The organism is Candidatus Accumulibacter contiguus, assembly GCF_012940005.1.
Classification (GTDB): Bacteria; Pseudomonadota; Gammaproteobacteria; order Burkholderiales; family Rhodocyclaceae; genus Accumulibacter; species Accumulibacter contiguus.
This window is the reverse complement of record NZ_SPMX01000028.1, coordinates 1-11,567: the sequence shown is the minus strand read 5'-3', so window position 1 is coordinate 11,567 and position 11,567 is coordinate 1. Positions and strand designations below refer to the sequence as shown.

Here is an 11,567-nt window from a genome sequence, read left to right as displayed (position 1 = left end):
CGGTCGGCATCGAGTCGACGATTCTCGATCTGACACCCGCCGAGTCGCTGCCGCCGCGTCTGCTGCGCCTGGGGCGGGTCACTCCCGAACAGATCGCGACGGTCATCGGCGTCATGCCGCAGATCGTCACTCGTCCGCCGGACGCCGCTATGCCGCGGGTTCCCGGTTCGCTGGCCGCACACTACGCGCCGACGACGCCGCTGCACCTGCTGCCATCCGCGCGCATTGTTGAGGTCATCGACCTTCTGCAGAGCACGGGTCGGCGCTGTGCCGTACTCTGTCACAGTCGGTTGCCCGCCACGCCGGCAGCACACGCCTGGCGCTGCTTGCCGGCCAACCCCCGCGCTTACGCCAGTGCGCTCTACGCCGCCCTGCGTGAACTGGATCAGGCCGACGCCGAGCTGATCATCGTCGAGGAGATTCCGGCAACGCCGGCCTGGGCGGCGGTCGCCGACCGTCTGCAGCGCGCGGCAGCCGGTGGCGGCGCATCAGGCGCCTGATCCGTTATACAGCCGGGATCGGCAAATTGAAGGTAGAACTGGACTGGCCCAGCAAAATCCGGGACCAGACGGGTGCAATCGAAAGTCACGGGAGCGTTGTGACTCGAAGGAGGCAGTGGGATGAGGCGGCAGGCACGAAACGTGTATAGTCGGATAGGGTGACCTTATCGGAGAGATGCCATGGATCTGGAGAGGAAGATTGCGGTGGGCAAGCGAGAAACCGTTGCGGAGCGGTTGGAACGTCATCCGGCCTTAAAAGCTCGGATGGAAAGGATGCTGGATGTTGTCGAAAACGCCTCAGGGGACGGGCGACGAGCAGACGAAGCAGAGCGCCGAGCGATTGAAGAACTCCGCCAAATGGGGCTTGAGGTCATGCAGGACTGGGGCCGGAAGACTGCAAATGAGGCTGCAGTCGGGCTGGAAGCAAAGGGTGGGGTTGTTCGCGAGGTAAAAAAACTGCACTGGACTTGCACGTTCGGAGACGTGACGGTGGAAGAGCAGACCTACCGGACAAAGGAAGGCGGCAAATTGTGCCGGCCCTTTCAGAGCCAGGCGGGCATTTCTTGCCGGGGATACTCCACACGGCTGCAGAGGGCCATCACCGATTTGGGTGCTGACGTTCCATTTGCCCAGGTTCGGGAGAAGATTCGCGAGCATGACGGGATCGACATTGCGAATGGAGCGGCGGCAACGATTCTGGAAAGAAGGAAAGCGGTCGATGATCCGACGTGCTGGCGAAGTAGCGCCCACCTTCGCGGTCACCTTGGGCGATGCCGCAGCCGCAGGAGCCGACATCCTGCGGCTGGCGATAGCTGCCGGCTTCAACGAGCGCAGCCCTATCCATGGATTGGGTGACGGCGCAGTTTGGATTGAAGATCAGATGGAGCGTCAGTTCGGTGCGCGATGCAAGTACCTCGTCGACTTCTTACCGTGATCTGATCAACCGCCCAGGGCAATTCGACTATCAGGCCGCCATTCAAGCCGGCTTGCCTATCGGCTCGGGCGAGGTCGAGAGCGCACATCGCTATGTGATTCAGAAACGCCTCAAACTACCAGGCGCCTGGTGGAAACCAGAAAACGCCCAAGCCATGCTGAACCTCCGCGTCACCCGTGCAAACGGCAGCTGGGATCGGTATTGGGACGCCTTGGCTGCTTGAGGTCTTTGCAACCGTCACTTTCGATCACACCCGGACCAGACTGTCACCCTCAGCTCCTGCCAGGGCCGACGAATTCCCTGCGCCGCCACCCGCACGTTTGTTGAGGCTGTCGAGGTATCTGGCGCTGGCTTACCTCGTGTTGATCATCTACGCGAGCCTGTATCCATTCGCCAACTGGCGCGATCTCGGCGTCTCGCCACTGGAGTTCATTGACGCAGCCTGGCCGCGTTACTGGACAGTTTTCGACCTGATGGTCAACGTTCTTGCCTACGTGCCGCTGGGCTTTCTTCTGGTGGCGCTGGCGCTACGCCGACTGCCCGGCGGGCGCTGGACCGCAACCCTCGTCGCGCTACTGCTCGGCAGCCTGCTGAGTCTGGCCATGGAATTCCTGCAGAACTGGTTGCCTGGCGCGCTGTCCTGGATGTTCCGCAGTTCCAAACTACCGTGGTCCGGGTTGCTTCAAGCGAGCCGCTCAGGATGCGGGTCTCCATCAGCGCCAGGCCTTTCATCGCCGACAGGATGCCGCCGATATCGGACAGGGCGTCCAGCCGCCTGGCGATCTCACGCCGGCGGCTCATCGCCCGCCTCCCGCAACCCTGCTCATGCAAAGGCCATCTGCCTTGTCCACTCGCTGCAAAGCTTGCGAAAAGATCGGCTGCGGGCGAACGCCTGCTGCAGGTCCATGCGCGCCGAAAAAGCCGGCTGGTCGGTCGTTTCCCCGTAACTGCCGCCGCACATGTGCGCCGTGATCCACCCCTTGGCGTTGCGCGGACCTTCAGCATCAATCGCTTCAGCAGGCTTGAATGCGAAACCGCGTTGGCCATCGAGCGATTCAGCCGCGGCGATGAACCAGGCCTCGTATTCCCTGTTGGCGAGCACGACCGACACCCGGCGGTGCGGAACGTATGCAGTTGCTCGCTCGAGAATCTGTTTCCCCAACTCAGCCGGACAGTCATCATCGGCGTCGAGCAGCACGAGAATCCAGCCTTGTTCGCCACACTTGGCGGCTGCCAGCAGCAAGTGCCGGCGGAACTCATCTTGCCGATTCAGGAATCGATCCCGATGAACGCGAATCGGCGGTAGCGCCTGCAAATGGACATCCGGAGTGCGCCAGGCGTTGATCCGTCGCAGCAGAATTGGCAGTGCGACCACCTCGCCGGCGCCCTCGACGATCGCGGCGACTGCAATCACGGCTCGACCTCGCCAAACAGATCGGCCTGTTCCTGTGCCTGGGCCGCAAGCACCGCCCGATCAGGCGCCAGTTGATTCAGGCGCAGGAGTTCTCCGGCCGAAAAAAGCTGGTCGCGCATGGCCATGCGCGCGGCTTCGTCCAACGGTGCAATCCGCGTCTCGCCGCCCTCGGAAACCACTGCCAGCAAGGCGTCGGCACTCAAGGACAGATCATCGAGCAGGTCCGGGCTGTGACTCGTGACGATGACCTGGGTGTCTTGCGAGGCGCGCGCCAGCGCCTCGCGCAAGGCCGCGCTGGCGGCCGGGTGGAGTGCCGTTTCGGGTTCCTCGATACCCACCAGCGATGGGGCGTAATCGCGGTTTCCCTGGAACAGCGCCGTCAACACACCGAGCGCTCGCAGCGTACCGTCGGACATGTTCTGCGCTGGAAATCGCCACGGATGCTTTGCCCCAGCCATGTCCTGGCGGAACTCCAGGGTTTCCATCGGCCCGATCGGCTTGCGCTCGACGCCGTGAACCATCGGCGCGACCGTCTGAAGATATTCCTGGATGATCTCCAACCTGTCAGCAGCGACCCGTTCCAGATGTCCGATCACGCTCGCGATGTTTTCCCCCACGGGCTTGAGCAAGCGCCCCTCCTGCGGCTTCTGCAGCTCGCGCATCAACTTCGGATTCAGGTTGTAGAAACCCATCGCCGTCAGGGCATCGAACACCGGGCGAAAGACCGCCATGCCCGACGCGGCCACCAGCGCCAGACGATCGGCGGTTACCGCTGGAAAGGTCGTCTCGCTGCTCGCCTTGAGGTTGCCGCGTTCGATACGGAAAAACGGACCCTTGCCGACACTGCCCAGTACGCACTCCTCGCTTTGTACCTCGTAGCCGCGGCCCGCCAGCGCGCCGATATTGAAAGCGTAGTGGCCGGCTTGCCCGTTGCTCAACGCGAACTCCAGCCGGATGCCGAAGTTCGTCGGGTGACCACTGGAGCGCCGCCGTACCTCGTTCAATCCGCCACGTTCGTTCAGGGCATTGTCGAGAGAACCGGCCAGAGCGTCCCGTACGAGGTGCAGGGCGTCCAGGAAATTGCTTTTGCCCGATCCATTGGCCCCCACCAGATAGGTGAGCGGGTTGAGGCGGACGTCGCAGTAGCCAATGCTCTTGTAGTTGCGCAGGACCACACGCGTGAGAAAAACCGGATCAATCATTCCTGCTCCTTCTTGGTTCATGTGACCAAGCCCAACTCGGTTTGCCAAGCTGCCACTCTGGACTGTTCGAGCATGGCTGCGCACAAAACTCGATGCACTTCGTGGAACGGCTCCGTGGCTACAAGCTCGTCCTGCACAGTCAGCAGATGTGCCCGGATTTCCGCCTGCGTGTGTTCTGCCTGACCACGAGCTATCCGACGCCTCTCGCGGCCAATCAGCACGCTCTGCTGCTTCGCGTACTCGGCCTTGAACTCGCGGGTCCACCGGCTTGCCAGGTTCAGCAGCTTGTCAAGGTTGGTCACCCTTGCCGTGTCCGCGGCATCGGTAGCCGCGCAGGTGATCGACTGCGTTTGCAGCACATAGTCGAGATGCAAGGCGCCGTGTCCCGGACGCAGGTACGGGTGGAACCAGTCATCAAAAACCCCTTGCGTGTGCACCGGTTGATCACCTTCGTTTGACGTTGAATTGCACTCGCCGCAAATTGGCAGGAGGTTGTCTGCGCACACGCTCAACAGCGGAAAGGCACTCACGGCGATCCAGTGGTCCACTTCAGGCGTCTGACCGAGAGGCCCGCCGCATAGAACACACACTTCTCTGGCGTGGGCGACAGGGTTCAGTTGGTGTGCAGCTCGAAACGCCCGTAGAAACCCTGCATAGGTCATTCCGCCGCTGCTCACCGGCGTACCGTTTGCCGCGTAGGGCAAGCCGCTGCGCAGGCCTTTCCGGTAGAAGGCTTCCATCAGTTCCCTGAAGGCCTGCCAGGCGGCGTCCGGGATTTTCGGCTTGCTCCGTGGCCAGGCCGGCGGGTTCGGCTGGAACTGGAAAGCAAGCGCCGCGACTGCCTGTCCCCAGGTGCGCAAGGCGGCCTTCTCGGCGAGGGACATCCCCGCAATCACCAGTGCCCTGTCCAGGAGTGCTCGACCGCCATCGGCCTTCTGCAAGAAGTGCCACAGCCAATCCGCTTCAATCTGCGTCGGCACGCGTGTGGGCTGCAGGTTGGCCTGCGTAATCTCGCCGGCGCTGACTGCCGGATCGCATAACCAAGCCAGCAACTGCTCTTGCAGACGGCGACAGGCATGCAGCGCAGCGCCGCAAAAGGGCTGCACGATTGGCCTAAGCATTGCCGTCGCCGCGCCAGGTATTCAGCAGGGTGCGCAACTCGCTGCGGTAGAAACCCGAGCCCATTCGTGCGATCAGCTGTTCCAGTTGTTGAATGTCGGCAGGCGTCCCCGTCGCCTGCCGCAGCTTGCCTTCGATGAACTCTTGCGCCCGCTTGCCGATGCTGTCGTCGGCCTCGAAGACGGTCATCATCAAGGCGCTCGGGTCGGTGGCGAAGGTCTGTTGGTCCACCGAACGTACGCTTGATCCGTCCGGCGTTTTCTCGACCATCACGATTTTCGTCGTACAGCTTTGCGGCCAGCATGGCTTCGACGTATTGCGAACGTACCTGGCCGTTGTCGGCATCGTGTGACCCTTTAAGCGTGCCGTCGTCCGACTGCCATTCCTCACTGCGCGTCCATTTACGCACGGGAACGACCCAATGCTTAGCCTCGGTAAGCGGCGTCACCTGGTCAATCGCCAGGCTGCGCAAGGTCACGTCAAAGCCGTCCAGCTTGGCGACTTCGCGAGCGATCGTCTCCAATGCAGCAGCCAAGTCAGCTACCGGCTCATGTTCACCAAACTGCACCTTGGGCGCTTCGGTGATGGCTCGTTCGTGCCAGGACAAGCCGGCGTTGCGGGCTTCCCTGACCAGTTCTTTCCACATCGGTAGCGCGGGACCATCTTCGGCCTCGAAATAACGCTCGACCTCGCGCGCCACGCGGTTGAAATCCTGTTGCGGGACCTTGATGGCCTTTTGCCACTCGGACCGGGACATCTCTACATCCATGGCGGTGCCTGTGCTGCTCCACTTCTGCCATACCGGCCTGGTGGGCGCGGCGAAGTACCGAATCACCAGGTCTTCGAGCGCCTTGCTGGCGGCCTCGCGCACCTGCGTTTCGGCTGCCCTGGGATCGGCGGGCAACTCGGGAAACAGCTCGTGCAGGTTCCACACCTGGCCGTCCCACATGCTGGTGTCGGCCAACGACGAAAACGCCTGACCTGCCGGCGTGAGCTTGTCGCCGGTATCGCGCAGCAACGCTTGCCGCCAGCGCTCCGCGCGAAAGCTCGGCTGCAACAAGGTCTTCGAAAGAAGTTCGGTACCGCTGCGGCCTTCGGCCAGCCAGACCTTGAACTTGACGAGCGCATCCCAGAGGTCGTTGCGCTGGCCTGGACGGGGATTGCGCTTGGCATCGCGCGAGAAACCGTCCTCCTCGACTTCATAGAACCACACGTACTCGGTTCTCGGGTTCTGGCCGGTGAAGCTTTGCTTCTCGTCGCGGCGCGTCTCCTTCCTGAAAAGCAGGATTGAGGTCTTGACGCCGGTGTAGGGTTGAAACACGCCACCGGGCAGCGAGATGACGCCTTCGACGACGTGTTCGGAGAGCAGTTCACGCCGCAGCCGCACATGCGCGTCGGTGTTGCCGAACAGCACACCCTCGGGAATGATGACCGCGCAGCGCCCGCCGATTTGCAGCAGGTCGAGCATCAGCCACAGAAACAGCAACTCGCTCTTGTTGGTGAGGGCGTCGTCCTTCTTCTTTCCCTTGTCGGCGGCACGGGGGAAAAGCTTGCTGTCCTTCTCCAGGTCATTGCTGTCCACGGTCCCGGTGAACGGGGGATTGGCCAGCACGAAATGGTAGGACTCGGACGTCAGCAGTTCCGCCAACTCTGGCTTGCCGTCGCGTTTGCTCAGGGAGTCGCCTTGCAGCAGGTGCGGATCGGTCAGGTCGTGCAGGATCAGGTTCATCCAGCCGATGCGCGCCATCGTCCGGTCGTTGTCGAGACCGACGAAGTTGCCGCCATGGTGTATGGCTTTGTACTGGGCTTTGCTGGCACCCGCGGCGTCGGTGCGATGCGGCGCCCCATCCCATTCCAGCACCAGGTTGTCGGGTGCCGAATACTTGCGCATCAGGTATTGCTGGGCGCTGAACAGGAAGCCGCCGGTGCCGGCGGCCGGGTCGATGATGCGCTGACCGGGCTCGGGGTCGAGCAATTCGACCATGAAGCGGATCAAATGGCGCGGGGTGCGGAACTGGCCGTTCTTGCCCGCCGTAGCCATTTCACTGAGCAGGTACTCGAAGGTGTCGCCCATGATGTCCTGGGCAGCGGAACTACCACCGTCACGGGCGAAGAGCTGGTCGATGGTATCAATGGCATCGGACAGGACCTTGCCCTTGTTCGGATCGAGCTGGAAGTAGGCATCGGCCATGCGGTTGTTGAGGCTCGCCAGCTCGGTGCCTTCGGCGCTGGCTCTGGAGAAGTATTTGTCCAGTTCGCGCAACCAGGGGAATACCACTTCGATCAGGTGCGAGGGATTGGTCTTCTCCTGGCGAATGTAGCTCCACTTGCAGTTCTCCTTGCCGGCGTAGATCGACGGGAATCCCCGCTGTTGGCGCTTGAGGTCGATGTCTTCCAGTCGTTTGAGAAACAGCAGATAGGTGATCTGTTCGACCGCCACCAGAGGGTTGGTGAGGCCGGCGGACCAGAACCGGTTCCAGAGTTCATCGACTTTTTTTCTTGATTTGTGGAGCTAGCATCTAAGGTTTTCCTGTTTGGTTCAGGCCGCTTCCGCGTCCAACCGGTTGGCGAAGTCGACGAGTTCTTCAATATCCTGCGCGGGAAAGATCGCCTCGACGCGTCCGATGCGCGACAGCGGCGGTTCGCTGAGCGCGGCGCGGGTGATGCGGCCATGCCGCATCACCGCGGCTTTCACCGCACGCAGGAAATTGAGTTGATTGGCGCGCAGGTAGCCGTGTTGGGCAATGAAGGCATCGAACGCGGCATTGACGCGCTCCTCGCGATTCGGCAAGTGCGCGTCCTGGCAGAGGATGTGGCGCAAGAAATCGGCGAGTGATGCGGCCGGCGCCTCAAAGGCCTTGCGCAAGGTGTCTTCGGTGACAAACAGATCGGCCTGGTTGAGCGTCTGGCTGACGCGCTCGAGTTCGCCCTCCGAAAGGATTTCGCCTTTCTTGAGCCTGGCCAGTTCCGACAACTGGTCTGCCAGACGACGGACCAGCGCTTCGACCTGCTCCCGATAGCTTGCGGCAAAGGCACCCTCACCGGTGGGACCGTAGATGATCCAGCAGCGCTGGGTGATGGTGTCGGGCAGGTCGATTTCGACCGTCGTGCTGGGCAGCGCAATTCGGTAGCGCATCAAGGGTGCAAAGGTGCCTTGCAGCGTGGCCAGCGGGGCGAGGCGCAGGAGCGGTGCGATGGTCTTGCCGAGGTGCTCCTGCACCGCCTGGCTGGGGGCTGGCCACTGCTGCAGCAGCGCGTCGAGTTCGTCCCAGTGGGGGCGCACGTCGATACTCTGCCGTGGCAGCGCGGCCAACATCGTCTGCAGTTCATCGACGACAGGCTGTGTGTTTTCCCGCTGGGCATGCAGCAAGTGCCATTTTTCGAGTCGCAAGCGGAAAAGCCTGACCGGTAGCGGCTCGGAAGGGTGATCCACTTCGCCATCGGGCTTGAGCTTGAACCAGGCAAAGTTCTTCCAGTGGTCGATGATCAGAAAGTCCTGCTTGACCTCGCCAGTGGTCCTGTCGGTGTACGGGCGGGTGCCGCGTCCGATCATTTGCCAGAACTTGACCTTGCTGAAAATCGGTTTGGCAAAGACGAGGTTGCGAATGGGCGGCACGTCAATGCCCGTATCGAGCATGTCGACCGAGATCGCGACCCGCGGCATGCTTCTGTACTTGAAGTCGTCAAGCGTGGCATCGGCACGTTCCATATGGCTGTCGATAATCTCGGCCATGCCCTGGCGCTGCAGCTCGGGGTAAAGCCGGTTGAAGCTTTCGTAAAAGCGCTTGGCGTGTGCGTGGCTGACGGCGAAGATGATTGCCTTGTGCGGCAGGCCACGAATATCCTTGCGGCTCTTGCCCATGAATTCGCGCACCATGGCATCATTGGTGCCCTGGTTGACGACGCCTTTCTCGATATCGCTGCCTTCGAAGTTGAGTTCGTCGAGTTCCACACCCTGGTCGCGAGCCATCTGCTGCAAGGGTTCGGGCAGTGCATCGCCCTGAATGCCCTTGAGCTGGAAGTTGGTTTGGGCGTCCAGAACCCGGTAGTTGACGAGGTTTCCGTCCTCGATGGCCTGCTCGTAGCTGTAGTAGTAGCTCGGTGCGCCGTCGCCACAATCGAACAGTTCGAAAGTGTTGTGGTCGATGTAGTCGGTCGGCGTCGCGGTGAGGCCCAGCTGGATGGCGTCAAAGTGATCGAAGATGGCCTTGTAGCGCTGGTAGATCGAGCGATGGCTCTCGTCAGCGATGAGCAGATCGTAATACCCGACTGACAGGCGATCGTACACCCGCATCATGCTGGGGTAGGTCGAAAACTGGATGCGTGCTCCAGAGGTTTCGCCGTTCTCGATGCGCGCGAGACTCTCGTTCGGAAGATACGACTTGAACTCCGACATGGCCTGGCGAACGAGTTCGCGCCGGTCGGCGAGGAACAGCACACGCTGCGCTCGTCTGGCACGCAGCAAGGTATCGACCAGGGCTATGGTTGTGCGGGTCTTGCCGGTGCCAGTGGCCATGACCAGCAGGAATCTGCGTTTGGCGGCATCGATGCCTTCGGTGACGCGGCGGATCGCCTCGTTCTGGTAGTCCCGACCGGCGATGCTGGGGTTGATCGCGACGTCCTGGAGCGGCTGTGCGTGCCGCTGCTGGTGCCTAAGCCTCTCCAGGTCGTCGCGCGTATAAAAGCCGCCGATCTTTCTCGGCGGGTAGCGGTCAAGATCCCAGAACTGGATTTCCTTGCCATTGGTAAGAAAAACGAACGGATTGATTCCGAACCGGGTCTTGATCGCAGACGCGTAATCGGCCGCCTGGCGTTTGCCCACGAGTTCATCGCGAGACGTTCGCTTGGCCTCGACAACGGCCAGAGGCTGACCATCGGAACCCAGCAGAACGTAATCGGCAAACTGCCCATGGCGATACGCGCTATCGGGTTGCTCGACATGCAGGATCATTTCTTCAACGAGTGTTCGTCGGCTCTTCGACCAACCGGCGCGCGCCAGCTGGGCGTCGATCAGTTCAGTGCGGGTTGAAGCTTCGCTGCGCTCGGCTGATGCCACTCCTTACTCTCCCGGTTCAGCACGTTGAGGCTATTAGTGTATCGGACAGCGCCTCCAGTCGTCTGGCAATCTCACGCCGGCGGCTCATCGCCCGCCTCCCGCAACCAGCCGGCGACGGCCTCCCGCCACGCATCCCGGCCCGCAGCCAGCCCGCAGCCAGCCCGGGCGCCCCAGCCGCCGCCTAGTGCAGCAGTCTCGCCAGCCGCTCCTGGACCGCTGCACCCGCCAGGGCGTCGAATACTCTCTCGTGGTAGGCGACCAGCCAGGCCAGCTGCTGTTCCGGCGACAGGGGTGCGAGGCGTTCCCCCTGCTTGAGGATCTCCCGCAGCAGCCGGCCGCGCCGGATTTTGGCGTCGACGCCAGCCTCCAATCGCGAGAAATGCGCAACGCCAGCGTCTCGATCGCCGGATCATGTTCGAGGGGATCACGCAGCCGCTTGGGAACCGACAGCACCCACTGGCGGACCGGCAACCGCGGAAAAACGGGGTCGGCCAGATGGGCAGCGGTTTCGACCATTCGCCGGGGGTTGCCAGCGGGACAGACACCACGACCTTTGCATGACCAGGCAATGAGAAAATCGTGGCTCGCCTGGGAACTCGCCGAAGCCTTCTGGCCCGGCCCGCTGACCCTGATCCTCAAGCGTGCGGCGGCAGTGCCGATAGTCGTTACCGGCGGTCAGGACAGCGTCGGCCTGCGCGTACCAGCGCACCCCCTGGCACTGAACCTGCTGCGTGCTTATCGCGTGCCGGCGGCGGGCTGGCCGGCATGTGCGGCATCGCCGCGCCGTCGGCCAACCGCTTCGGTCGCATCAGCCCGACCGCAGCCGCACATGTGCGCGCGGAACTCGGCAATGCCGTACCCCTGATCCTCGACGGCGGCCGCTGCCCGGTCGGCATCGAGTCGACGATTCTCGATCTGACACCCGCCGAGTCGCTGCCGCCGCGTCTGCTGCGCCTGGGGCGGGTCACTCCCGAACAGATCGCGACGGTCATCGGCGTCATGCCGCAGATCGTCACTCGTCCGCCGGACGCCGCTATGCCGCGGGTTCCCGGTTCGCTGGCCGCACACTACGCGCCGACGACGCCGCTGCACCTGCTGCCATCCGCGCGCATTGTTGAGGTCATCGACCTTCTGCAGAGCACGGGTCGGCGCTGTGCCGTACTCTGTCACAGTCGGTTGCCCGCCACGCCGGCAGCACACGCCTGGCGCTGCTTGCCGGCCAACCCCCGCGCTTACGCCAGTGCGCTCTACGCCGCCCTGCGTGAACTGGATCAGGCCGACGCCGAGCTGATCATCGTCGAGGAGATTCCGGCAACGCCGGCCTGGGCGGCGGTCGCCGACC

The 11,567-nt window shown here is 62.6% G+C and carries 8 protein-coding genes and 4 pseudogenes; 5 read left to right on the top strand and 7 right to left on the bottom strand.

The features are described from left to right. From E4Q08_RS11475 to E4Q08_RS11465, 3 genes and pseudogenes are all read left to right on the top strand, one after another. A partial coding sequence (locus tag E4Q08_RS11475) for a Sua5 family C-terminal domain-containing protein (RefSeq protein ID WP_308240116.1) occupies positions 1-500 on the top strand: 500 nt, incomplete at its 5' end. 180 nt (positions 501-680) lie between these two features. Further along, positions 681-1,355: a hypothetical protein gene (locus E4Q08_RS11470; protein ID WP_169070492.1), complete on the top strand. Its 675-nt coding sequence runs from the start codon at positions 681-683 to the stop codon at positions 1,353-1,355. An 86-nt stretch (positions 1,356-1,441) separates the two neighbouring features. Further along, positions 1,442-1,657 (top strand): annotated as a pseudogene (locus E4Q08_RS11465) (ISKra4-like element ISTvi1 family transposase); the annotation flags it as partial. A gap of 600 nt (positions 1,658-2,257) precedes the next feature. On the opposite strand, the gene E4Q08_RS11460 reads toward E4Q08_RS11465, so the two are convergent. The 7 genes and pseudogenes from E4Q08_RS11460 to E4Q08_RS26490 all read right to left on the bottom strand — a co-directional run. Continuing rightward, entirely contained in the window at positions 2,258-2,848 is a 591-nt protein-coding gene (locus tag E4Q08_RS11460; RefSeq protein WP_034910870.1) for a DUF4276 family protein, read from the bottom strand. After that, a complete protein-coding gene (locus E4Q08_RS11455) occupies positions 2,845-4,050 on the bottom strand; it encodes an AAA family ATPase (protein ID WP_169070490.1) in 1,206 nt (401 codons plus the stop codon). The genes E4Q08_RS11460 and E4Q08_RS11455 overlap by 4 nt, the downstream gene beginning before the upstream one ends. 17 nt (positions 4,051-4,067) lie before the next feature. Continuing rightward, on the bottom strand, positions 4,068-4,934 hold the full coding sequence (locus E4Q08_RS11450; RefSeq protein ID WP_169070489.1) for a hypothetical protein: 867 nt from the start codon (positions 4,932-4,934) through the stop codon (positions 4,068-4,070). Between the two features lie 512 nt (positions 4,935-5,446). Beyond that, a pseudogene (locus E4Q08_RS11445) lies at positions 5,447-7,688 on the bottom strand (type I restriction-modification system subunit M); the annotation flags it as partial. Between the two features lie 20 nt (positions 7,689-7,708). Then, the gene (locus E4Q08_RS11440) at positions 7,709-10,120 is read right to left on the bottom strand and encodes a type I restriction endonuclease subunit R (RefSeq protein WP_372703637.1); all 2,412 of its coding nucleotides are present in this window, start codon (positions 10,118-10,120) and stop codon (positions 7,709-7,711) included. A gap of 176 nt (positions 10,121-10,296) precedes the next feature. Next, positions 10,297-10,601 (bottom strand): annotated as a pseudogene (locus E4Q08_RS25745) (F0F1 ATP synthase subunit alpha); the annotation flags it as partial. Positions 10,602-10,603: 2 nt separating this feature from the next. Next, positions 10,604-10,807: pseudogene (locus tag E4Q08_RS26490) on the bottom strand (IS91 family transposase); the annotation flags it as partial. On the opposite strand from E4Q08_RS26490, the gene E4Q08_RS24720 reads away from it, so the two are divergent. Together E4Q08_RS24720 and E4Q08_RS25315 are read left to right on the top strand one after the other, a co-directional pair. Continuing rightward, on the top strand, positions 10,794-11,090 hold the full coding sequence (locus tag E4Q08_RS24720; RefSeq protein ID WP_252396613.1) for an L-threonylcarbamoyladenylate synthase: 297 nt from the start codon (positions 10,794-10,796) through the stop codon (positions 11,088-11,090). The pseudogene E4Q08_RS26490 and the gene E4Q08_RS24720 overlap by 14 nt on opposite strands. Next, the coding region (locus E4Q08_RS25315; protein ID WP_308240114.1) for an L-threonylcarbamoyladenylate synthase at positions 11,057-11,567 on the top strand (511 nt) is incomplete at its 3' end. The genes E4Q08_RS24720 and E4Q08_RS25315, both read left to right, overlap by 34 nt.